Below are 22,917 nucleotides of genomic sequence, written 5' to 3'. Positions count from 1 at the left end.
CGTTAAGGATTTACTTCTTGACGTCGCACGTGTGGCCGAGTTGACTTCCAGCCACCTCGGCCGCAACGTCGCGGCCTCGTCAGGGAGGTTTGTGAAGTGAACACGCGTATGCGTCGTGCCGCCGTTGCCGTTGCCACCACCGCGATGGCCGTCTCGCTCGCCGCCTGTGGCAGCGCCAAGGAATCGGACGGCGGCAGCGACTCGTCCGACTCGGCGGCGAAGAAGGGCGACGACATCAAGGTCGGTCTGCTCCTTCCCGAGAACCAGACCGCGCGGTACGAGAAGTTCGACAAGCCCATGATCGAGAAGAAGGTCAAGGAGCTCACGAACAACAAGGGCAAGGTCGTCTACGCCAACGCCAAGCAGGACGCCAGCCTTCAGAACCAGCAGGTCGACACGATGGTGACCAACAAGGTCGACGTGCTGATCATCGACGCGGTGGACTACAAGGCCATCGCGGGCTCGGTGAAGAAGGCCCACGACGCCGGCATCAAGGTCGTCGCCTTCGACCGCCTGGCCGAGGGTCCGATCGACGCCTACACCTCGTTCGACAACGTCACCGTCGGCAAGACGCAGGGCGAGGCGCTCCTGAAGGCGCTGGGCGACAAGGCCAAGGACAGCCAGATCGTCATGATGAACGGCTCCTCCACGGACCCGAACGCCGCCCAGTTCAAGGAGGGCGCCCACTCCGTCCTCGACGGCAAGGTCAAGATCGGCCGCGAGTACGACACCAAGGAGTGGAAGCCGGAGAACGCCAACGCCAACATGCAGGCGGCCATCTCCGCGCTCGGCAAGGACAACATCGACGGCGTCTACTCCGCCAACGACGGCATGGCGGGCGGCTCCATCACCGCCCTCAAGCGCGCCGGCATCAACGACATCCCGGTCACCGGCCAGGACGCCGAACTCGCGGGCGTGCAGCGCATCGTCACCGGTGAGCAGTACATGAGCGTCTTCAAGTCCTACCCGAAGGAGGCCGAGACCGCGGCCGAGATGGCCGTCGCGCTGGCCAAGGGCGAGTCGCTCGACTCCATCGCCAACGACAAGGTCGACAGCGCCACCACCAAGGGTGTTCCCGCGGTCATCGTCCCGGTCGTCTCGCTGACCAAGGACAACATCAAGGAGACCGTCATCAAGGACGGTTTCTACACGATCGACGAGATCTGCACCGACAAGTACAAGGCCGCCTGCGACAAGATCGGCCTCAAGTAAGCGGACCCGAGTCCCGTGCCGCGTGAGCGGCCCGGACCGCCCGCCCCGGCTCCTCCGGCGCCCCGCACTCATCAGCCCCGCAAGCTACGCGGGGCGCCGGACGGAACACCCCCCAACAAACTTCTGCACAACCTCCCGCCGGGTCAGGCGGCGAAGGAGATGGTTCACGTGTCCGCTACGCCCGTGCTGGCGTTGCGCGGGGTCTCCAAGCGATTCGGTGCCGTCCAGGCGCTCACCGACGTAGAGCTTGAGGTCCACGCCGGTGAGGTGGTCGCCCTGGTGGGCGACAACGGTGCCGGAAAGTCCACGCTGGTCAAGACGATCGCCGGCGTGCACCCCATCGATGAGGGCGCCATCGAGTGGGACGGCAAGGCCGTCTCGATCAACAAACCGCACGACGCCCAGACCCTCGGCATCGCGACCGTCTACCAGGACCTCGCGCTGTGCGACAACATCGACGTCGTCGGCAACCTCTACCTGGGCCGGGAGATCCGCAGGCGCGGCGTCCTGGACGAGGTGGAGATGGAGCGCCGCTCCCGCGAGCTCCTGGACACGCTGTCCATCCGCATACCCAGCGTGCGCATCCCGATCGCCTCGCTCTCCGGCGGTCAGCGCCAGGTGGTGGCGATCGCCCGGTCCATGCTGGGCGAGCCCAAGCTGGTCATCCTCGACGAGCCCACCGCCGCCCTCGGCGTCGAGCAGACCGCGCAGGTCCTCGACCTCGTGGAGCGGCTGCGCGAGCGCGGCCACGCCGTCATCCTCATCAGCCACAACATGGCCGACGTCAAGGCGGTCGCCGACAAGGTCGCCGTCCTGCGCCTCGGGCGCAACAACGGCGTCTTCGAGGTCAAGTCGACCTCGCAGGAAGAGATCATCTCCGCCATCACGGGCGCCACGGAGAACGCCGTGACCCGTCGTGCGGCGCGCACCAATGGGGAGATCAAGAAGTGAGCATCGACAAGACCTCCACTCCCGCCGAGGACCAGGCGGTCGAGAACCCCGCCGCGGCCTCCGGCGCGGCCACCGCGGTCGACCCGCGGCTGCTGGTGCGCGAGCAGGGCTTCGCGGGCTACATGGGCGAGTTCAAGCGGAAGATGAAGGCCGGTGACCTCGGGTCCATCCCGGTCGTCGTCGGACTGCTGGTCATCTGGGCCATCTTCACCAGCCTGAACTCCAACTTCCTCACCGCCGGCAACTTCTCCGACATGTCGGTCGCCATGGTCGGTACCGGCATGATCGCCGTCGGTATCGTCTTCGTCCTGCTGCTCGGCGAGATCGACCTGTCGGTCGGCTCGGTCAGCGGTGTCGCGGGCGCCACCTTCGCAGTGCTGAGCGTCACGCACGGGATGAACGAGTGGCTCGCCCTGCTGCTCTCGATCCTCACCGGCACCGTGGCCGGCGCCATTCACGGCTTCTTCTTCGCCCGCATCGGTGTGCCGGCCTTCGCCGTGACGCTGGCCGGACTGCTGTTCTGGCAGGGCTTCATGCTGCAGATCCTGGGCAGCAACGGCACGGTGAACCTCGACTCCGAGGGCATCGTCGTCAAGATGACCAGCTACTTCTTCAGCGACGTGGCCGCCGCCTACGGCCTGGCGATCGTCGTGACCGCGGGGTACTTCCTCACCGCGTTCTTCGACAACCGCCGCCGTGCGGCCGCCGGGGTGCCGTCCCGGCCGCTGAACGAGATCATCGTGCGCACGGTGCTGCTCGCGATCCTGGCCTTCGTCGTGGCGTTCGTCTTCAACCAGTACAAGGGCCTGCCGCTGGCCGTGGTCATCTTCCTGGCGTTCCTGCTGCTCACGGACTTCGTCCTGCGCCGCACCGCCTACGGTCGCATGATCTTCGCCCTCGGTGGCAGCGTCGAGGCGTCCCGCCGCGCCGGTATCAACGTGGAACTGGTCCGGATCTCGGTCTTCGCGATCGCCGGCGGTTTCGCCGCCCTCGGCGGCCTCTTCGTGGCCTCGAAGATCGCCGCCGCCAACCAGGGCGCGGGCACCGGTGAGTTCCTGATGAACGTCATCGCCGCGGCCGTGATCGGCGGCACGTCCCTGTTCGGCGGCCGCGGCCGCACCTGGAACGCGCTGCTCGGTGTGATGGTCATCGTCTCGATCCAGTACGGCCTCGCCCTCGAGGGCGTCGGCTCGCCGGTCCAGTACATGATCACCGGTGGCGTGCTGCTGGCGACCGTCGTCATCGACGCGGTCACCCGCAAGACGCAGAAGACGGCCGGCCGCGCGTAGCAAGCCGCCGCACGGCCGACGACGGTCCGCCCGCCCAGCTGAGCCCTGGGCGGGCGGACCGTTTCACGTGTGCGTCACCGATGTCCCTCCTGCCGCCGGTGTGCCGCTCAGCAGGCGCCGAGGTCCTGCCAGACGCCCCACTGGCCGGTGGTCCCGGGCTCCTCGCCGGTCGTCCACCACTTGGCCTTCCAGGTGTGCCCCTCGTGGGAGACCTGCTGCCCGCCGGTGTAGATCGCGCCCGAGCTCCACGGGGCGGCCGTGCACTGGCCGCCGTTGCCGCCGGTGACGGTCAGGGAGTACGTGGTGCTGTGGCTGCCGGACGGGCTGGTGCCGTTGACGGTGACGGAGTACGTCCCGGAAACCGCCCGGTCGGTGGTGGCCAGGGTGAGCGTCGACTGTCCGCCCGCCGTGACCGAGGCGGGACTGAAGGACGCGGTGACGCCCGCCGGGACCCCGCTCGCCGTGAGCCGCACCGTCTCCGCCGTGCCCGACTTCACCGCGGTCCTCACCGTGGTGGTGGCCGAGGCGCCCGCGGCCACCGTGCCGGAGGCCGGGGCGGCGGAGAGGGAGAAGTCGTTCTCCGGGGCGGTGCTGCCGCCGGTGAACGGCGCGAAGATGTGCGAGAAGTCCCAGGTGTTCTGCTGGATGCCGGAGCAGTTGTCGGCCGCACCGCCGCCCGCGCAGCTCCCGTTGTCCCGCTGGAGCGCCCAGAAGGAGAGGGTGTTGATGCCCTGCTCCAGGGCCCAGTCGTAGACCGTGCGGGCGTTGTCCAGGGTGAAGGTCTCCGCCGGTCCGAAGTCGTCGACGCCGATCATCTCGATGACGCCGATCATGTGCCACAGCTCGGCCGAGGACTTGTCCGGGTGGAGCCGGGCCAGCACGTCGTGCAGGCCCTGGGTGGCCGTCCGGGTGTCCTGGGCCATGTCGTGGGGCTGGTTGTCGTAGTAGTCGAACGTCATGAGGTTCACGACGTCGACCTCGGTGCCGTTGCGCACGGCGTTCTCGAGCAGGGCGACGCCGTTGCTCGCGAGGCCGCGGGTGGTCGTGGGGAGCGTGTAGGAGATCTCGAGCTCGCGGCCGTTCGCGGCGGCCCAGTCCTGGACCAGCTTGATGGCCTTGTTGCGGCGGTCGATGCCCGCGGTGTTGTCCAGCGCGTCGATCTCGATGTCCATGTCGAGCCGGGAGACGTCGTAGGTCGTGATGACCTTCTCGTAGGCCGCGGCGATCTGCTGGACGTCGGTGCAGCTGTCGGCGATCTCGGTGCCGGTGGTGTCGGCCGTGTAGCCGCCGAACGAGGGGATGACGTCGCCCCCGTTCGCCTGGATGGTGTCGAAGTCGGCGCCGAAGGTCGACTGCGCGATCGGCATCGACGTGTCGCCGTTCCAGTACGGCGTGCAGGAGCCCGGGGCCGCCGTCTGGAGGAAGGCCATGGTGAGGTGCTTGGCACCCGACTGGGCGGCCAGCGCGGCCGGGCTCTCGCCGGTCCAGGCCTCGAAGTACGGCGCGAAGACCCGGTCCGGCAGCGGGGTCGCCGCCTGGGCCGGGCCGGTGCCGGACAGGGCGAGGCCCAGCGCGGCCACGGCGGTGGCGGCCGCGGTGAGGGCCGCGCGGATGGAACGCATGCGTCTCATGTCAGTCCCGGTGTGTGTGGGGGTGGAGCGTCGATTCCCGTGCTGTGCGGGGGTGTTGCCGGGTACGGGGATATCGCCGGAGCACCGGGGGACGCAATGGTCTGGACCAGAATGGGACTAGACCAATATGCCGGGGCGGGCGTCGCCGGGCCTGGACACCGCGCGTCCGGCCCACTGGACCATCCGGGTAAAGGTGTCCCCAAGCCGGAGCCGCCGGCGCGGAGCCGGACACCGCCGGCCGGGACGCGGTACGGCGGGGCCGGGGACACGTAGAACCCTCCGTCGCTGGGTAAGGCCGAACGCGTGACGTACGACGCACCGCCCGGACACGTTCCGCCGGAGCGGAACATTAGACTCGACGAGCCCGGCAACAGCTCTACTGCAAGGAGGCACGGGTGCCGCTGCTGACCCGCATCACGGGACCGCGCGATCTGGACCGGCTCAGCCTGGAAGAGCTGACTCGGCTGGCCGAGGAGATCCGTACCTTCCTCGTCGACGCCGTCTCCAAGACCGGCGGCCACCTCGGCCCCAACCTCGGCGTGGTGGAACTCACCCTCGCCCTGCACCGGGTCTTCGACTCGCCGAAGGACAAGGTGCTCTGGGACACCGGCCACCAGTCCTACGTGCACAAGCTGCTCACCGGCCGCCAGGACTTCTCGAAGCTGAAGATGAAGGGCGGCCTGTCGGGCTACCCCTCGCAAGGGGAGTCCGAGCACGACGTCATCGAGAACAGCCACGCCTCCACCGTCCTCGGCTGGGCCGACGGCATCGCCAAGGCCAACCAGGTCCTCGACCGCGACGACCACGTCGTCGCCGTCATCGGCGACGGCGCCCTCACCGGCGGCATGGCCTGGGAGGCGCTGAACAACATCGCCGCCGCCAAGGACCGCCCCCTGGTCATCGTCGCCAACGACAACGAGCGCTCCTACGCCCCCACCATCGGCGGCCTCGCCAACCACCTGGCGACCCTGCGCACCACCGACGGCTACGAGCGCTTCCTGGCCCGCACCAAGGAGGTCCTGGAGCGCACCCCGGTCGTCGGCCGCCCCCTCTACGACACCCTGCACGGCGCCAAGAAGGGCCTGAAGGACTTCATCGCCCCGCAGGGCATGTTCGAGGACCTCGGCCTCAAGTACGTCGGCCCGATCGACGGCCACGACCTGGAGGCCCTGGAGTCCGCCCTCACCCGCGCCAAGCGCTTCGGCGGCCCGGTGATCGTGCACTGCCTCACCGAGAAGGGCCGCGGCTACCAGCCCGCCCTCCAGGACGAGGCCGACCGCTTCCACGCCGTCGGCAAGATCCACCCCGACACCGGCCTGCCCATCTCCACCTCCGGCGCCGACTGGACGTCCGTCTTCGGCGACGAGATGCTCAAGCTCGGCAAGGAGCGCGAGGACGTGGTCGCCATCACGGCCGCCATGCTCCAGCCGGTCGGCCTCGACAAGTTCGCCAAGGCCTTCCCCGACCGCGTCTACGACGTCGGCATCGCCGAGCAGCACGGCGCGGTCTCCGCGGCCGGCCTCGCCCACGGCGGGGTCCACCCGGTCTTCGCCGTCTACGCCACCTTCCTCAACCGCGCCTTCGACCAGGTCCTGATGGACGTGGCCCTGCACAAGTGCGGTGTGACGTTCGTGCTGGACCGGGCCGGCGTCACCGGCACCGACGGCGCCTCCCACAACGGCATGTGGGACATGTCGATCCTCCAGGTCGTCCCCGGCCTCCGGCTCGCCGCCCCGCGCGACGCCGACCAGGTCCGCGCCCAGCTCCGCGAGGCCGTCGCGGTGGACGACGCGCCGACCGTGGTCCGCTTCTCCAAGGGCGCCGTCGGCCCCGCAGTCCCCGCCGTCGGCCGCGTCGGCGGCATGGACGTCCTGCGCGCCCCCGGCACCGACACCCCCGACGTGCTCCTGGTCTCGGTCGGCGCCCTCGCGCCGATGTGCCTGGAGGTCGCCGACCTGCTGGACAAACAGGGCATCTCCACCACCGTGGTCGACCCGCGCTGGGTCAAGCCCGTCGACGAGGCCATGGCCCCGCTCGCCGAGCGCCACCGCGTGGTCGTCACCGTCGAGGACAACTCCCGCGTCGGCGGCGTCGGCTCCGCCGTCGCCCAGGCCCTGCGCGACGCCGGCGTCGACGTGCCGCTGCGCGACTTCGGCATCCCGCCGCGCTTCCTCGACCACGCCTCCCGCGCCGAGGTCCTGGCCGAGATCGGGCTCACCGCGCCCGACATCGCCCGCCAGGTCACCGGCCTGGTCGCCAAGCTCGACGGCCGGTACGACCGTGCGGGCGCCGGGGTGGACCAGGTGGAGGCCGCGCGCGACTGACACCGCGCGCCGCGGGACCCGCAACCCGGCACTGAGCCGGATGGGCCGGTCGCACCACTCGTTGCAGTGGTGCAACCGGCCCATCCGCGTGAAATCGCCCATGCCGGGGCATACGCAGTACGCCCCCTCTCGATCATGTCGAGGACGACAAGCGTGGGAGGTCCCCGTGAGCAACACCCTGTTCAGGACCAAGAAGATCGAGCAGTCCATCCGGGACACGGAGGAACCGGAGCACGCGCTCAAGAAATCCCTGTCGGCGCTGGACCTGACCGTCTTCGGTATCGGTGTCGTGATCGGCACCGGCATCTTCGTGCTGACCGGCACCGTCGCCAAGGACAACGCCGGCCCCGCCACGGCCCTGGCGTTCGTCGTCGCCGGAGTCGTCTGCGCGCTCGCCGCGCTGTGCTACGCCGAGTTCGCCTCCACCGTCCCGGTCGCCGGCTCGGCGTACACGTTCTCCTACGCCTCGCTGGGCGAACTGCCCGCCTGGATCATCGGCTGGGACCTGGTCCTGGAGTTCGCGCTCGGCACGGCGGTGGTGGCCGTCGGCTGGTCCGGCTACATCCGCTCACTGATGGACAACGCGGGCTGGCACATGCCCGCCGAGCTGGGCGGCAGGGACGGCGCCGAGGGCTTCGGCTTCGACATCCTCGCCGCCGCCCTGGTGCTGGTGCTCACCGCCGTCCTCGTGCTCGGGATGAAGCTGTCGGCGCGGATCACCTCGGTCGTCGTCGCCATCAAGGTGGCGGTCGTCCTCGTCGTGATCATCGCGGGGGCCTTCTTCGTCAAGACCGCCAACTACGACCCCTTCATCCCGAAGTCGCAGCCCGTCGAGGCGGGCGGAGGACTGCACTCACCCCTCATCCAGCTGATGTTCGGATGGGCGCCGTCCAACTTCGGGGTGATGGGCATCTTCACGGCCGCCTCGGTCGTCTTCTTCGCCTTCATCGGCTTCGACATCGTCGCCACCGCCGCCGAGGAGACCAGGAACCCGCAGCGCGACATGCCCCGCGGCATCCTCGGCTCCCTGATCATCTGCACCCTGCTGTACGTCGGCGTCTCGATCGTCGTCACCGGCATGCAGCACTACACCGAGCTCTCCGTGGACGCCCCGCTCGCCGACGCGTTCAAGGCCACCGGGCATCCGTTCTTCTCCGGCGTCATCAGCTTCGGCGCCGCGGTCGGCCTGACCACGGTCTGCATGATCCTGCTGCTCGGCCAGACCCGCGTGTTCTTCGCGATGAGCCGGGACGGACTGCTGCCGCGCTTCTTCTCCCACGTCCACCCGAAGTTCCGCACCCCCTACCGACCGACCATCCTGCTCGGTGTGATCATCGCGATCGTCGCCGGCTTCACCAGCCTGAGCGAGCTGGCCGAACTGGTGAACATCGGCACCCTCTTCGCCTTCGTCGTCGTCGCGATCAGCGTGATCATCCTGCGCCGGACCCGGCCCGACCTGCCCCGCGCCTTCCGCACCCCGCTGGTCCCGCTGCTGCCCATCGTGTCCGTGGCCGCCTCGCTGTGGCTGATGCTGAACCTGCCCGCCGAGACCTGGGTCCGGTTCGCCATCTGGATGGCGATCGGCTTCGTCGTGTACTTCTTCTACGGCCGCACCCACAGCCGCCTGGCCCGGGGCGAGGAGGCACCGGCCGAGCCGTCGGGCCCCAAGGGCCCGTAGCGTCGCCGCCCCCTCGCGCCGGCGCGGGGGCGTGGCCCCGGTGCCGTGTGCGGCCGGCTCTCACCCCGGCCGCACCGTCCTGGGCCCCGCCACCTCCGCGCCCAGCTCCGTCACCCGGCGGCGCAGCTCGCGGTCGGCCGTGACGACCAGGACGGCGCGGCCGTCCGCCGCCCGCGCGACCAGTTCGACCATGTGGTCGTCCCCGCTGCCGGGCGCCGACTCCACCCGTACGCCGGGCACGGACTCCACCCCGCGGGCCGCCCCCTCCACCACGAGCACGACCTCCACCGGCCCGGCCCGCCCCGGCACCCCGTCCGCCGCCAGCCGGTCCCGCAACCGCTCGGCGGCCCCGCGCCGGTCCCGCCACCAGCCGTCCGGCACCGAGCCGACGACGTTCGCGGCGTCGACGATCACGAGCAGAGACACGTCGTCTTCCATCCCGTCAGGGTCGCACGCCCCCACCCTCGTCCCCTCCGGGCACGTGGACGGCCACACCCGACCGACACGGAGCCGACGGCCCCGCTTAGAGTGATCCGGTGAATGGCGACTGGCTTCTTACCGGCCGCGACGGCCGCCTCAGTGTGTACCTCCCGTCGAACGACGCCGCCCTGTGGCGTGCCGAACGCGCCCCGGCCGGCCCGTGGGAGCCCCCGCGCCGCATCGGCGGCGACCAGGAACTGCGCCCGGACGGCGGCATCGCGGTCGGCCGGGGACCGGACGGCTACACCCATCTGGTCGCCTGGCGCCCCACCGGCGCCGGCCGCTGCGCCCTCGTGCACACCACGCACTTCCGGCCGCTGCTCGCGCCCCTGGACTGGCAGCCCGCCGGCCACCCCAACAAGCAGGGCGACCGCACCGGGACCCCCGCCGTCGCGGTCGACGCCCAGGGCCGCGCCCACGTCTTCGTCCGCAACGGGGGCGGCGGCCTGAGCATGGTGGCCCAGCAGGAGAAGGGCGGCTGGGAGCCCTGGCGGGACCTGAAGGGCCGCGGCGTCCAGGAGGCACCGGCGGCCGTGACGGCCGACTCCGGCCTGGTCGAGGCGTACGCACCCGTCGAGGGCGGCATCCTGCACTGGCGCCAGGACAAGCCGGGCGCGCGACCGGTGCCGGGGGAGCGCCTCGACGCCACGGTCCGCCCGGGCACCCTGCGCGCCCTGGCGACCTCCGCGGAGCACACCACGGTCTTCTACACCGACGACGGCACCGGTGAGCTGTGCGCCTGGCGCCCCGGCGGAAAGCCCGCAGCCCTGGTGGCCGCCGCCGGCCCCGGCCCCGTGTCCGCCGTCCGCACCGTCATAGACGGCCACGACTGCACGCTGGTCGCCCAGCGCGCGGCGGCCGGCGGCCGCGTCGCCTTCGCCGCGTACCCCTCGGAACTGGAGGAGATGGGCGCGGCCTGGACCGAGTCGGGCCCCGCCCTGCCGTCCGACGCGACCGTCTCCCTGACCCTGGACACCGACGGCCGCCTGGTGGCGGCCACCCTGTCCCCGTCGAGCGGACAGCTGCTGCTGAGCCGGCGGAAGGACGAGGCGGGGCTGGCGCTGGGGGCTTGGGCGGCGGTCTGACCGCCCGTCGACGGCCTCGTGACCGGTCCATGGGGAACTGGTGAACGAACGGCATATGATGTTCGGCGTTCGACGGTCCCTGTCCGAGATGGGGCGGGCTTCAGGAAGGTGCAGCAGGCCATGCGGAGAAGGTCGGCAGGCCCCGTCGGCGCCGCCCGCCGGATCGGTCCCGGTGACGAGGAGCGGAAGCACGGCGCCGCGCCGGCACCGGCCGGTGACTGGCTCACCCTGGGCAGGGACGGGCGGCTCAGCCTCTACGTGCCCGCGGACGGCGGGCTGGTGCGCTGGACCGAGACCGCGGTGGGCGGCCCGGAATGGAGCGGACCGCACTTCGTCCCGGTGAGGGGACTGACCCATCTGACGGTGGTTCAGGGGTCGGACACCTACGTTCACTTCCTCGGCCGCAGAGAGCGCGAGCGGTCCGACGGCCGCACCGGCGTGGACGTCGTGCACGCCATCCAGTACCAGACCGGACTGGCCTTCACCGAGTGGCGCTCGCTCGGCAACCCGCATCGCGACCCGGAGCAGGGCCGGGACCTCGGACGGCCCCTCGGTGCCGTCGCGGCCGACGGCACCGTGCACGTCTTCGTGCCGGACGCGCACGGAGGTCTGGCGCTGCGCCGTGAGGCCCCGAACGGCAAGTGGCGGGCCTGGGAGGACCTGCGAGGCACCGGCGTGGACGCCCCGCCCGCGTGCGTCTCCCTGGCCGGGGGGCGGCTGGAGGTCTGTGCCGCCACGGAGTCGGGCGTCCTCCTGTGGCGCCAGACCGCGCCCGGCGGCGACTTCGAGGGTCCCCAGGGCCTGGCGCTGCGACCGGTGCCGGGCACGGTCACCGCGCTGGAGACCGCACCGGAGCGCGCCACGTACTTCTGGACCGACACCGGCAACGGCGCTGTGGGCGCCTGGCGGGAGGGCGACTGGCCCGTCTCGCTGGGCGGCACGCCGACCGGAGAGCCCTGCGCCCGCCTGCGCACGGTGGTGGACGGCTACGACAGTGTCGTCCTCGCCGGCCGGGACCGCGACGGCTCCGCCGTGCTCGGCGTGGGCGGTACCGAGAACGAGGCGGCCGGGTTCTGGTGGTACGCACTGGGGGAACCCTGCCAGGGAGTTCCCGCGCTGGCCCGGGACGGGCACGGGCGGGTGGTGATGGCGCTGGTCGGAGGCGACGGCGCGCCCAGGGTGGCCCGTCAGGACGCCGCCGGGGGCCTGTCCCTCGGCCGGTGGGAGTCCCTCGGGCACTGAGCGGGACACCGGGCACTGAGCGGGAGTCACCGGAATCCCGGCACGCCGCGCACGACGGGCCCGCGGGTCGATCCCGCGGGCCGGTCCTCGCGACGTCGAGGGGTCAGCCGCCGGTCGCGGGCGACTTCTTCGCGGACTCGGGGATCTCGGAGTCCGAGCGCACGGCCTTCCACAGGTCGCCCGCCTGAGGTTCGGCGGCCACGACCCGGTTCGGATCGATCTTGTCGTAGGCCACCGGAAGCATGATCGTTTCCATGGTCGCCGGGTCGACCCCGTTCATGCTGCGGGCGAAGTCCGCCAGGCTGGTCAGCGAGGCCAGGTCGGAATCCGTGGTGAGTGCCGCGGTGAGCGTGTCGGCGATCTTGTAGGTCTTGGTGGGGCTGCCGAACAGGTCCTGCTTCTTGACCTCGCTCAGCAGCGCGATCAGGAACTGCTGCTGGAGCCCGATGCGGCCGAGGTCGCTGCCGTCGCCGACCCCGTGCCGGGTCCGCACGAAGGCCAGGGCCTCGGTGCCGTCCAGGGTGTGGGTGCCGGCACTCAGGTCGAGGCCGCTGGAACTGTCCTTGATGGGTTCGTCGATGGTGACGGGCACCCCGCCGATGGCGTCGACCAGCCCCTTGAAGCCGGCGAAGTCGATCTCCATGTAGTGGTCCATCCGCACCCCGGACATCTTCTCCACCGTCTTGACCACGCAGGCGGGTCCGGCCAGCGAGTACACGGAGTTGAACATCACCCGCTTCGCCTCCGGGAGGGCGGAGCCGTCGGACTTGGTGCATTCCGGGCGGGTGACGAGGGTGTCGCGCGGGATGCTCACGGCGACGGCCTGCTTGCGGCCCTCGGGTATGTGCACCACCAGGGCGGTGTCCGAACGCGCCCCGGAGACCTTGCCGGTGCCGAGCGACGCGTTGTCCCCGGAACGCGAGTCCGAACCGAGGACCAGGAGGTTCTGTCCCGACGTCGGAAGCTTCTCGGGGCGGTCGTCGCCGAGGGCCTTGTCCAGGTCCACTCCGTCGATGTTGCCGTTCAGGCTGCTGTAGAGCCAGTAGCCGGTGCCGCCGACGGCGAGCAGCAGCACCACCAGCGACAGCAGGACGATCCGGCCCCAGCGCCTGCGGCGGCGTGGTGTACGACGGCCGCCGTCCGGCGCGGCCCGGCGGGCACGCCGGGGCTCCGTCGTGGCGCTGTGCGACATGGTGTTCGGTTCCTCTCCTCACGGGCTCCGCGGAGGCGGAGTCGCAGGGCCCGGGTGGGGGGAGGCCGGCCCGCTATGCGGTCTGTCAGTGCGAGAACTATATGCGCCCACACTCAGGGATTTTTACGAACGGGGAACCATAGCGGGTAACAGCGATGTACGCCACATTAACTGGCCTTGACCGTCCTTAAGAGTGACATAAGATGTGGCGGACCTGTGACGGCCGTGAAGGGGGGCTTTCCGGCCGTCAGGGGTTTTACCGGTGACGCACGAGGCGGTGCAGGGGGCCCGCGAGCCGCCACCGGTCGGGGGTGGGGATGTCCAGTGTGGACCGGCAACAGCCCGCTGGGCGTGAAATGTCTTGGTAGGAGTACGAGTTGGTGGATCATCCGCGTCTGAGCATTGTCGTGCCCTTCCAGGACGTCGAGAGCTATCTCGCCGAGTGCCTGGAATCGATCGCACGGCAGTCCTTCCGCGACTTCGAGGTGATCCTCGTCGATGACGGCTCCACCGACGGCTCGACACGCATCGCCGCCGACTTCTGCGCCGCCGACCCGCGCTTCCGTCTGATCCGCCAGCACTCGCAGGGTCCCGGACACGCGCGCAACACCGGACTGCGGGCCATGCACCCCCGGGGCGAGTTCCTGGCCTTCGTGGACGGCGACGACGTCATCCCCGAGTACGCCTACGGCCTGCTGGTCCGCACCCTCGAGGGGTCCGAGTCGGACTTCGTGTCGGGCAACGTGCAGATGATGAACTCCACCAAGAAGTGGCAGTCACCGCTGCACAAGGGCCCGATGCAGAAGAACCGGCGCGGTACCCACATCACGAGGTTCGAGGCGCTGATCTACGACCGGACGGTCTGGAACAAGATGTTCCGCCGGTCGTTCTGGGACTACCACTACATCGCCTTCCCCGAGGGCGTCATGTACGAGGACTCCTGGGTCAACATGTACGCCCACTTCCGGGCCGCCAAGGTCGACGTCATCACCGACATCGTCTACTTCTGGCGCCGGCGCGAAGGCGGGGCGGCGCCCTCCATCACCCAGCGCCACACGGAGCTGTCCAACCTGCGCGACCGGGTCGCGGCGGTGCAGTCGGTCAGCCGCTTCCTCGCGGACCGGCGCTCGCGCCAGTACGAGGAGAGCAAGCGCAAGTACGACATGGCCTGCCTGAAGTCCGACCTGATGCTGCACCTCAAGGTGCTGCCGGACGCGGACGAGGAGTACCGCCAGTCGTTCATGCAGTGGGCCAACGAGTTCCTCGACGAGGCCGACCTCACCATCATCGACGAACTGCCCGCGGACGCCCGGGTCAAGTGGCTCCTGGTGCGCGAGTGGCGGCTGACCGAGCTCCTGGAGGTCATCGAGTTCGAGCGCCGCGGCGGTCCGATGCCGGTCCAGCGCCGCTTCCACCGCTACCTGAAGTACCCCTACCTCGGCGACCGCGGTGTCGGACTGGACAAGAAGGCGTTCCGGCTCGACAAGGAACTCTCCCTGCACGGTTCGCTCGGCGAGGCCCGCTGGAGCACCAACGGCCACCTGCTGACCCTGAGCGGGACCGCGTACGTGCGCTTCATCAACGTGCACAAGCGGCACATGTCGGTGAAGGCGATCGCCCTGCGGAACAAGAAGCAGGGACGCATGGTGATCACCACGGCGAAGACCACCTACGCGCCCCAGGCCACCGAGCGCTCCAACCAGAATCGTTACTGCTACGACTGGGCCGGCTTCGAGGCCCGGATCGACACGACCCGCCTGAAGCGCAAGGGGGAGTGGGTCGAGGGAACCTGGGACGTGGCCACCGGCGTGCTCAGCCGCGGGCTGTTCCGGTACCGCGGCATCGACCGGGGCGGGGCCGGGACCGCGGCCAACCCCCCGTACCGCTACGTCGACAAGAACACCCGTATCCTCCCGGTCTTCCTCCAGGGCAAGCTGAAGCTCCGGGTGGAGGTCGTCCGCTGCCGGATCACCGCGCACCGCGTCGTCGGCGACCAGCTGGAGCTGCGCGGCGTGTACCTCGGTCCCCGCGTGCCCGAGTGGGGCAAGCTGCGCGTCACCAGTCTGAGCGGCTCGGGCCAGCACGACGGCAAGGTCTACTTCACGGCGGGCGGCGACGGCTGGTGCACCTTCGCGGCCAGGCTTCCGCTGCGCTCACTGGTGCCCTCCTTCCGGGCCGACGCCGACGCGGGCACGGACATTCCGCAGTCCTGGAGCATGGGCAGCAACGGCTGGAAGACGACCCTCCACGTGGAGGGCCGCAAGACGGCCATCTACCCGGTCATGGCCGAGGAGACGCCGGACGGGCACTACCGCATGCCCGACTCCCTCCAGACCCGGGAAGGCGACCGCGAGGTCGTGGTCCACCGCAACGGCTCCGGCTACCTGGTGCTCTTCGAGCGGGCCACCCTGCCCACGGCGAAGGCGTTCTCCTGGCGCGCCGACGGCGTGCTGGAGATCCACGGCCAGTACCTGGCCGCCGACCGCCTGTCGCCGCGGGAGTACCAGGACGCCCACCTGGTGGTCCGCTCCCGGGCGCACGGCGCGGAGCGCGAGGTCCCGGTGGAGTGGAACGGCAGCGAGTTCCGCTGCCTGCTCAGCCCCGCCGCCATGCGGACCCTGGCCGGGGACATCCCGCTCGCGGCCGGCCGCTGGGACTTCTACCTGCGCCGCCAGGACCTGTCGTCCGTGGCCAGGGAGGACCGCCTCGAAGACCTCATGGTCAAGATCGAGCAGGACCTCATTCCCGCCTTCCCCGAGAACTACGAGGCGAACGAGCGGCGCTACGAACTGGAGGCCGAGGCCTACGACCGGCTGTCCCTGCTGGTCCACTCGGCCATGCCCGACCACGCCCGCGGCCCCTACCGGCAGAAACTGCTGCGCACCAAGGCGTACCCGGCGGCCCGCCGGCAGCGGGTGCGCCCCGCCGTCCTCTTCGACGCCTTCAAGGGCACCCAGTACTCGGACAGTCCGCGTGCCCTGCACGAGGAGCTGCTGCGGCGCGGCACCGACCTCGAACACCTGTGGGTGGTGCGGGACGACCAGGTGGACGTGCCGCACACCGCGATCCCGATCCGCATGTGGTCGCCCGAATGGTACGAGGCCCTCGCCACCAGCAGGTACGTCGTCGCCAACAACCACCTCCCGGACTGGTTCCAGAAGCGGGAGGGGCAGATCGTCGTCCAGACGTGGCACGGCACCCCGTTGAAGAAGATCGGCCACGACATCGAGTCCATCCACTTCGCGGACCAGCGCTACCTGGAGCGGGTCGAGAAGGAGGTGCAGAACTGGGACATGCTGGTGTCGCCCAACAGCTTCTCCACCCCCATCCTCCAGCGCGCCTTCGGCTTCCCCGGCGAGATGGTGGAGTCGGGCTACCCGCGCAACGACATCCTGCGGCTGTCCGGTACCGAGGAGCGGGAGCAGGAGATCCGGCGCCGGATCGGCCTGCCCGAGGGCAAGCGGGTCGTCATGTACGCCCCCACGTGGCGCGACGACCAGTACTACGCGCCGGGCAAGTACAAGCTGGACTTCCGCATCGACCTCGCCGACGCCCGCGCGAGGCTGGGCGACGAACACGTCCTGCTGGTCCGCCGCCACCCCAACGTCGTGGACCCGGTGCCGGGCGCGGGCGACGGGTTCGTCTTCGACGTCTCCGACTACCCGGACATGGCCGACCTCTCCCTGATCACCGACATCATGATCACGGACTACTCGTCGCTCATGTTCGACTTCGTCAACACCGGCCGGCCCATCCTCTTCTTCACCTACGACCTGGAGCACTACCGGGACACCCTGCGCGGCTTCTACTTCGACTTCGCGGGCAGCGCCCCCGGACCCCTGCTGGACACCTCCGAGGTCCTGGTGTCGGCGGTGGAACAGATCGACCGGGTCCAGGAGGCCTACGCCGAGCGGTACCGCTGGTTCCAGCGGGAGTTCTGCGACCTGGACGACGGCTACGCCTCCGCCCGGCTCGCCGACCGGCTGCTCGTGGCGGGCGGGGACCTCGCCCCCGGGCAGGCCCACGCGCCGGCCGTCGGCACCGTCGACACCACGCACTCGGGACGTCCCATGACCCCGGTGCGGGGGCACACGAGCAACTGGTTCTCCGCACCGCGCCGGCCGGTGTCCGCCGGGACCGGCCCGGTCCAGGCCGTGAGCGCCCTGCCCGCGCTGCCCGCACCGCCCGGCCCGGAACACACCTCCGAGGCGTGGATCGGCCCGGCGAGGACCGGGCAGCCGGCCTGCACCCCATGACCACGCCGTCGTCCACGCGTCCGGCGCACGGCCCCGCCCTCCGAGGCGGGGCCGAGCGCCGCTTCGGCGTCGCCTCAGCGGGTGGCCACGCGCATCAGCAGCGCCCGGTGGTCGGAGACGCCGGTGTCGCGCACCGTGCAGGCCGACTTGGGCAACCCGGTGAAGAGGTAGTCGAGTTTGTGGCCCGACACGTGCGTAGGCCTGGCCGACCGGTCCGAGGCGGCGCCCTGGTCGCACTCCCGGTACGCGTCGTAGGCGACGGACGGCCACACCCAGCCGGAGGCGTTGCGGGCCCCCGGCGGGTTCAGGTTGAAGTCGCCGCCGAACACGGAGCGCCGCCCCGGCACCGCCGCGACCAGCGCCCTCAACTGGTCGTCCCGGTACTCCCACGTGGGGTGCGCCCGGTCGGCGTCGGGAACGCTCAGGTGCGCGTTGCACACCCGGACGTCGACGGCCGCGACGCTCGCGCACAGGATGCCGCGTCCCACTCCGGCCACGGGCTGCCGCGAGGGCACCGACCGCACCGAGGACAGCGGGCGGGCCGAGAGGATCGCGATACCGGCGGAACCCAGGCCCTTCCCCTCGCAGCGGACCGTTCCCTCGTGCCCGGCGCCGGTGCGCCAGGTGTAGGAGCGGAAGGCCAGCTGCCAGGAGTCACCGAGCGCGGCGCGCACCGATTCGGCGTGCGTGGCGCAGGCCTCCTGGAGCAGCACGACGTCGGCCCCCGCCCGCACCAGCCGCTCCACCGCCCGCCGCTTGGCCGCATCGCTGCCGGTGTCCGCGCAACCCCACTGCCGGACGCCGCACATGTTCCAGGTGGCGACCGTGAGGGTGCTGTCGGAGATCCGCGGCCGCGCACGGTGCGCGCCGTCCGGGCTCAGCACCGCCGCGAGGAGGCCCGACACCGCGAGCACCGACGCCAGGGCGAACAGGCCGAGGCGTCGGCGACGGCGAGGCGTGAGCGGGGAAGCCGTGGGAGGCATCCCGACATCATGTCCGATCAGATGATTCGGAGCCAATCCGACGATCTGCCCCTGAGAGTGGAGTTCCGTACATGTCCAAAGCACCCTCGAGCGGCCGCAAGCTGTTCAACGGGATCGAGGCGTCGGGGGCGTTCCCGGTCGAGTACCGGTTCTCGCACGCCAAGAGCGGCAACCGTCACCTCGTCGTCGTGTTCGCCAACTTCTCGGCGCCCGAGGACTACGGCTGGTCCAACGGCGTCTTCGACAACGTGCGCGCCAACATCCTGTGGATCCGCGACCGCTTCGACGGCATGAACGCCTACTACCTGTGCCGGAACATGGACTTCGGCCTGGCGGACTCGGTGCAGAACCTCATCTCGAACGTCATGCGGTCGCTGGGCCTCACGCCGGACCAGGTCACGCTGTGGGGCGGCTCCAAGGGCGGCAGCGCGGCGTTCTACTTCGGGCTGCGCCACGGCTACCGGAACGTCGTGGCCATCGTCCCGCAGTTCCTCATCGGCGACGCCCTGGAGAAGCGGCATCCCAAGGTCTCCGCGTACATGCTCGGTGAGGGGGCCCAGGCGCCGCACAACGCCCGGGTCCTGGACGCCCTCCTGCCCGACCTGGTGCGCGGCGGGGCGAACCCCGGGGCCAACATCTACGTGCTCTCCTCGCCGCAGGACGAGCACTACACCGTGCAGGTGGAGCCCTTCCTCGGGATGTTCCAGGGCTACGAGAACTTCAACTTCATGTACAGCGAGTCGCCGACGATCACCGGCCACGCCACGGTGACACGACGGAACGTCCCCGCGCTGGTCGGTCTGCTGAACCTGCTGGCCGACGGGTACGCCCCGCGCCTCGGGTTCGTGCGGCACGCGGCCGAGGAGTTCGACCGCGACCAGTCGGACATCGCCGCCTACCTCTCCGCCACCTCGAAGGTCCAGGACACCGACGCGTTCGCGCCCCCGGTGGTCACCGCGCCGGCCTTCAACGGCGAGGTCCCGGACACCGGCGTCCGCTTCGAGGGGCTCGCCCCGGGAGCGGTCCGGGTGAGCATGTGGAAGAACGGCAAGTTCGTGGCGTCGCCGGACGTGGCGGCCGACGGCACCTGGTCCTGGCAGGCGGCCAAGCCGTGGGCCGCGGGCAAGCACCTGGTCAAGATCTTCGCGGTGGACCCGGCGGGCTTCCACTCCGGCCGGATCGAAGTGTCCTTCACGGTGGTGTCCGGTCCCGCCGCGGCCCCGGCCGGCCCCGCCGCGCCGGTCGTCTCCGTCCCCGCGCCGCAGCAGCAGGTGGGGGCGTCGGTCGCGTTCCACGGCACCGCGCCCGGCGCGGTACAGGTGGGTTTCCGGGAGAACGGCGTGTTCCTGGGCGCGGTGGCGGTCGCGCCGGACGGGATCTGGGGCTGGGACGCGGGCCGGCCGTGGCCGCAGGGACCGCACCTGATCGAGGTCGTGGCGGTGGACGCGTACGGCAACCAGTCCCCGCCCGCAGCGGCCGGCTTCACCGTGGTGAACGCCTCCGCACCCGCCGGGCACTACCCGCCGCCGTACTGACCCGCACGGCCGCCGAACCGGATCAACCTCACGAGTGGAAGCCGCACATGCCCAAAGCAGCGTCGAAGGGGCGCCAGATCATCACCGGGATCGACACCTCCGGTGCACACCCCGTCGAGTACAGGTTCGCCCACGCCAAGAAGGGCAACCGTCACCTGACCGTGGTCTTCGCCAACCTGGCGGCTCCGGACGACTACGGCTGGTCCACCGGTGTCCTCGACGACCTGCGGTCCAACATCCTGTGGATCCGTGACCGTTTCGACGGCGGGCTCACCTACTACCTGTGCCGCGAGATGGACTTCTCCGTCGAGCGGTCCGTCGCCGATCTCATCGCCAAGGTGATGCGCGCCCTCGAGCTCACCCCGAACGACGTCACGCTCTGGGGCAGTTCGAAGGGCGGCAGCGCGGCTCTCTACTTCGGGTTGCGCTACGGCTTCCGCAATGTCGTCGCCTGCGTCCCGCAGTTCCTCATCGGCACCTTCGTGCGCGAGACCTATCCGAAGGTCGGCCGGTCCATGCTGGGAGAGGGCCTGCCGGCGGAGAACGCCCGGGTCCTGGACTCGGTCCTGCCCGACCTGCTGGCGTCGGGGGCCGGATCCGAGTGCCACATCTACCTGGTGTCGTCACCGCAGGACGAGCAGTACCGCAGCCAGGTCGAGCCCTTCCTCGAACCGCTCCGCCGCTACCCGAACTTCAACTACCTCCACAGCGAGTCCCCCTTCATCCGGGAACACAACCAGGTGACGGTGCGGAACGTGCCGCCTCTCCTGGGGCTCGCCTACCTCCTGGTCGAGGGGATCACCCCACGCCTCGGCCTGACCCGCCACGGCTACGAGGAGCCCGACCGGGACACCTCCGCCATCGACGGCTTCCTCGGTGCGACCGCCAAGGTCAAGGAGCAGGGAGCCTTCGGGCCTCCGCTGGTGACCGTGCCGGCGGCCGGCGGGCAGCTGCCCCGGACGGGCTGGCGGTTCACCGGTACCGCGCACGGAGCGGTGCGGGTGAGCCTGTGGGAGAAGGGCAAGTTCCTGGGCTCTCCGCAGGTCGCCGCCGACGGCAGCTGGCTGTGGGAGCGCGGCGGGCCGTGGACCGAGGGAGAGCACCGCGTCAAGGTCTTCGCGGTCGACGCGTCGGGTTTCCACTCGCCGACGACGGAACTGGCCTTCACCACCACGGACGGGGCGGCGGCCCCGGGGATGCTGCCGCCCGTCGTCTCCGTGCCCGCGGCGCACCAGGAGGTCGCGGACACGGCGGTCGGCTTCCGCGGCCTGGCGCCCGGAGCGGTGGAGATCCGGTTCTACGAGAACGGTGCGCTGCTCGGCGCCAACGGGACCCTGCCCGACGGGACCTGGGCCTGGGACCCCGGAGTGGTGTGGCCGCAGGGGCAGCACCTGGTCGTGGTCGTCGCGCTCGGCCCGGACGGCACGGAGTCCGCTCCCGCCCAGGTCCTCTTCACCGTCACCCCCTCCTCGGCACCGGCCGGATACGTCATGCCGCGGTACTGACCGTCCCGAGCGACCCATGCCGAACAACTCATGAGTGGAAGCCGCACATGCCCAAAGCACCGTCGAAAGCAAGAGAGCTGATCAGCGGGATCGACACCTCCGGGACCCATCCCGTCGAGTACCGGTTCACGCACGCGAAGGGGGGCAACCGCCACCTCGTGGTCGTGTTCGCCAACTTCGCGGTCACCGACGACTACGGATGGTCGAACGGAGTCCTGGACCCGGTACGGGCCAACATCCTCTGGATCCGCGACCGCTTCCACGGCATGAACAGCTACTACCTGTGCGAGGGCATGGACTTCGGCCTGGAGCAGTCCGTGGTCGGGGTCATCTCCAAGGTGATGAACGCCCTGGGGCTGACCCCGGACCGCGTCACCATGTGGGGCGGCTCCAAGGGCGGCAGCGCGGCCCTCTACTTCGGCATGCGGTACGGCTTCGGCAACATCGTCGCCCTCGTGCCGCAGTTCCTGGTCGGCACCTACGTCAGGACGGTGCACCCCAAGGTCGCCCGCTTCATGCTGGGCGAGGGGGTGCCCGAGGAGAACGTCCGTGCCGTCGACGCGATCCTGCCCGACCTGGCGCGCTCCGGGGCGGGCCGGCACTCCAACATCTACCTCCTCTCCTCGCCGCAGGACGAGCAGTACGCGGAGCAGGTCGAGCCGTTCCTCGGCCTCTTCCAGGGGTACGACAACTTCAACTTCGTCTTCAGCGAGTCCCCCTACATCACCGGCCACGCCCAGGTCACCCGGCGCAACGTCCCCTTCCTCATGGGGCTGCTGAACCTGCTCGCCGACGGGCTCCCGCCGCGGCTCGGGATGGTGCGCAACGGATTCGAGGAGCCGGACCGGGACACGTCGGCGATCGAGGCGTACCTGTCCGACACCTCGCGGGACAAGCCCACCGGCATCGCCCCGCCCACGGTGACGCATCCGCTGCCGGACGCCGAACTGCCCGTGAACGGCGTGTACTTCAGCGGCGTCGCCCGTGGAGCCGTGCGCGTGAGCCTGTGGGAGCACGGCAAGTTCCTCGGCTCGCCGTCGGTGGCCACCGACGGCACGTGGTCCTGGCAGCTGAGCAAGCCCTGGAGCAAGGGCAGGCACCAGGTGAAGGCCGTCGCCTGGGACGCCGAAGGGGGTCACACCAAGGGCGTCGTCGTCGCGTTCACCACGGTGGGCGCCGCCGTGGGCGGTGCCGCTCCGACGGCGGCTCCCGCGTCCGCCGGGGCGCCCCTCACGGAGGGGCAGGGGCAGCTGCCGGCCCCGACGGTGCACTCCCCCCTGGCGTACGAGCAGATCGCCGGGACGGCGGTGCGTTTCACCGGCCTCGCCCGGGGCGCGGCGCAGGTGGGCTTCCGCGCCGCCGGCACGCTCCTGGGCGGGGGCCCGGTCGCGGTCGACGGCCGCTGGACCTGGGACTCCGGGTGGCCCTGGCAGGAGGGCAGGCACAGCGTCGAGGTGTTCGCCGTGGACGCCGTCGGGACCGAGTCCCCGGCCACCTTGGTGCCCTTCGCCGTCGCCCACGCCACGACGGGTGCCGCACCCTACGGGTACTGAG

Annotated in this window: 15 protein-coding genes; 11 read left to right on the top strand and 4 right to left on the bottom strand. The window is 70.7% G+C overall.

Features of this window, described 5'->3' with window-relative positions; genetic code table 11:
• Positions 1 to 108 precede the first annotated feature (108 nt).
• The 3 genes from OHA99_RS07450 to OHA99_RS07440 all read left to right on the top strand — a co-directional run bounded on the left by OHA99_RS07450 (position 109) and on the right by OHA99_RS07440 (position 3,452).
• Positions 109 to 1,212 (top strand): sugar ABC transporter substrate-binding protein, encoded by a 1,104-nt coding sequence (locus tag OHA99_RS07450; RefSeq protein ID WP_194280269.1) that lies wholly within the window; start codon positions 109 to 111, stop codon positions 1,210 to 1,212.
• Between the two features lie 159 nt (positions 1,213 to 1,371).
• The gene (locus OHA99_RS07445; RefSeq protein WP_164382605.1) at positions 1,372 to 2,163 is read left to right on the top strand and encodes an ATP-binding cassette domain-containing protein; all 792 of its coding nucleotides are present in this window, start codon (positions 1,372 to 1,374) and stop codon (positions 2,161 to 2,163) included.
• Complete coding sequence (locus OHA99_RS07440) at positions 2,160 to 3,452, top strand: sugar ABC transporter permease (protein WP_153177425.1); 1,293 nt, start codon at positions 2,160 to 2,162, stop codon at positions 3,450 to 3,452. The genes OHA99_RS07445 and OHA99_RS07440 overlap by 4 nt, the downstream gene beginning before the upstream one ends.
• Positions 3,453 to 3,559: 107 nt before the next feature.
• Here the strand turns inward: OHA99_RS07440 and OHA99_RS07435 are convergent, their stop codons facing one another.
• Positions 3,560 to 5,083 carry a chitinase gene (locus OHA99_RS07435; RefSeq protein ID WP_153177424.1) on the bottom strand — a complete coding sequence of 508 codons (1,524 nt, stop codon included), beginning with the start codon at positions 5,081 to 5,083 and terminating at the stop codon, positions 3,560 to 3,562.
• Between the two features lie 395 nt (positions 5,084 to 5,478).
• Between OHA99_RS07435 and dxs the strand changes: the two genes are divergently transcribed.
• Positions 5,479 to 7,407: a 1-deoxy-D-xylulose-5-phosphate synthase gene (gene dxs / locus OHA99_RS07430; RefSeq protein WP_405694822.1), complete on the top strand. Its 1,929-nt coding sequence runs from the start codon at positions 5,479 to 5,481 to the stop codon at positions 7,405 to 7,407.
• 166 nt (positions 7,408 to 7,573) lie between these two features.
• On the top strand, positions 7,574 to 9,085 hold the full coding sequence (locus OHA99_RS07425) for an amino acid permease (protein ID WP_153177422.1): 1,512 nt from the start codon (positions 7,574 to 7,576) through the stop codon (positions 9,083 to 9,085).
• Between the two features lie 60 nt (positions 9,086 to 9,145).
• Here OHA99_RS07425 and OHA99_RS07420 read toward each other — a convergent pair whose 3' ends face one another.
• Positions 9,146 to 9,523, bottom strand: coding sequence for an NTP pyrophosphohydrolase (locus OHA99_RS07420; RefSeq protein WP_381506153.1), 378 nt, complete (start codon positions 9,521 to 9,523; stop codon positions 9,146 to 9,148).
• Positions 9,524 to 9,621: 98 nt separating this feature from the next.
• Here OHA99_RS07420 and OHA99_RS07415 point away from each other — a divergent pair, with 98 nt between their 5' ends.
• Together OHA99_RS07415 and OHA99_RS07410 are read left to right on the top strand one after the other, a co-directional pair.
• Entirely contained in the window at positions 9,622 to 10,650 is a 1,029-nt protein-coding gene (locus OHA99_RS07415) for a hypothetical protein (RefSeq protein ID WP_153177420.1), read from the top strand.
• 120 nt (positions 10,651 to 10,770) lie between these two features.
• Positions 10,771 to 11,892, top strand: coding sequence for a hypothetical protein (locus OHA99_RS07410; protein WP_153177419.1), 1,122 nt, complete (start codon positions 10,771 to 10,773; stop codon positions 11,890 to 11,892).
• A gap of 103 nt (positions 11,893 to 11,995) precedes the next feature.
• On the opposite strand, the gene OHA99_RS07405 is transcribed toward OHA99_RS07410, so the two are convergent.
• Positions 11,996 to 13,084, bottom strand: a complete 1,089-nt coding sequence (locus OHA99_RS07405; RefSeq protein WP_153177418.1) for an LCP family protein — start codon at positions 13,082 to 13,084, stop codon at positions 11,996 to 11,998.
• A gap of 380 nt (positions 13,085 to 13,464) precedes the next feature.
• Between OHA99_RS07405 and OHA99_RS07400 the strand changes: the two genes are divergently transcribed.
• On the top strand, positions 13,465 to 17,340 hold the full coding sequence (locus OHA99_RS07400) for a bifunctional glycosyltransferase family 2 protein/CDP-glycerol:glycerophosphate glycerophosphotransferase (protein WP_366472596.1): 3,876 nt from the start codon (positions 13,465 to 13,467) through the stop codon (positions 17,338 to 17,340).
• A gap of 74 nt (positions 17,341 to 17,414) precedes the next feature.
• Here the strand turns inward: OHA99_RS07400 and OHA99_RS07395 are convergent, their stop codons facing one another.
• The gene (locus OHA99_RS07395; RefSeq protein ID WP_153177416.1) at positions 17,415 to 18,323 is read right to left on the bottom strand and encodes an endonuclease/exonuclease/phosphatase family protein; all 909 of its coding nucleotides are present in this window, start codon (positions 18,321 to 18,323) and stop codon (positions 17,415 to 17,417) included.
• Positions 18,324 to 18,394: 71 nt separating this feature from the next.
• Between OHA99_RS07395 and OHA99_RS07390 the strand changes: the two genes are divergently transcribed.
• Genes OHA99_RS07390 through OHA99_RS07380 form a run of 3 tightly spaced genes read left to right on the top strand, consistent with a single transcriptional unit; the run spans position 18,395 to position 22,916 of the window.
• The gene (locus OHA99_RS07390) at positions 18,395 to 19,858 is read left to right on the top strand and encodes a hypothetical protein (RefSeq protein ID WP_153177415.1); all 1,464 of its coding nucleotides are present in this window, start codon (positions 18,395 to 18,397) and stop codon (positions 19,856 to 19,858) included.
• Positions 19,859 to 19,905: 47 nt separating this feature from the next.
• Complete coding sequence (locus OHA99_RS07385) at positions 19,906 to 21,363, top strand: hypothetical protein (RefSeq protein WP_282880648.1); 1,458 nt, start codon at positions 19,906 to 19,908, stop codon at positions 21,361 to 21,363.
• 47 nt (positions 21,364 to 21,410) lie between these two features.
• The gene (locus OHA99_RS07380) at positions 21,411 to 22,916 is read left to right on the top strand and encodes a hypothetical protein (protein WP_153177413.1); all 1,506 of its coding nucleotides are present in this window, start codon (positions 21,411 to 21,413) and stop codon (positions 22,914 to 22,916) included.
• Position 22,917 lies beyond the last annotated feature (1 nt).

It is taken from the genome of Streptomyces coelicoflavus, from assembly GCF_045041415.1.
GTDB lineage: Bacteria > Actinomycetota > Actinomycetes > Streptomycetales > Streptomycetaceae > Streptomyces > Streptomyces coelicoflavus.
This window is presented reverse-complemented; position numbering and strand designations above follow the sequence as displayed.

Excerpts from the sequence above, each read along its gene's own strand:
- OHA99_RS07450 (WP_194280269.1), top strand. The coding sequence starts at position 109 with ATGCGTCGTGCCGCCGTTGCCGTTGCCACCACCGCGATGGCCGTCTCG.
- OHA99_RS07445 (WP_164382605.1), top strand. The coding sequence starts at position 1,372 with ATGGTTCACGTGTCCGCTACGCCCGTGCTGGCGTTGCGCGGGGTCTCC.
- OHA99_RS07435 (WP_153177424.1), bottom strand. The coding sequence starts at position 5,083 with ATGAGACGCATGCGTTCCATCCGCGCGGCCCTCACCGCGGCCGCCACC.
- OHA99_RS07420 (WP_381506153.1), bottom strand. The coding sequence starts at position 9,523 with ATGGAAGACGACGTGTCTCTGCTCGTGATCGTCGACGCCGCGAACGTC.
- OHA99_RS07410 (WP_153177419.1), top strand. The coding sequence starts at position 10,771 with ATGCGGAGAAGGTCGGCAGGCCCCGTCGGCGCCGCCCGCCGGATCGGT.
- OHA99_RS07405 (WP_153177418.1), bottom strand. The coding sequence starts at position 13,084 with ATGTCGCACAGCGCCACGACGGAGCCCCGGCGTGCCCGCCGGGCCGCG.
- OHA99_RS07395 (WP_153177416.1), bottom strand. The coding sequence starts at position 18,323 with ATGCCTCCCACGGCTTCCCCGCTCACGCCTCGCCGTCGCCGACGCCTC.
- OHA99_RS07390 (WP_153177415.1), top strand. The coding sequence starts at position 18,395 with ATGTCCAAAGCACCCTCGAGCGGCCGCAAGCTGTTCAACGGGATCGAG.
- OHA99_RS07385 (WP_282880648.1), top strand. The coding sequence starts at position 19,906 with ATGCCCAAAGCAGCGTCGAAGGGGCGCCAGATCATCACCGGGATCGAC.
- OHA99_RS07380 (WP_153177413.1), top strand. The coding sequence starts at position 21,411 with ATGCCCAAAGCACCGTCGAAAGCAAGAGAGCTGATCAGCGGGATCGAC.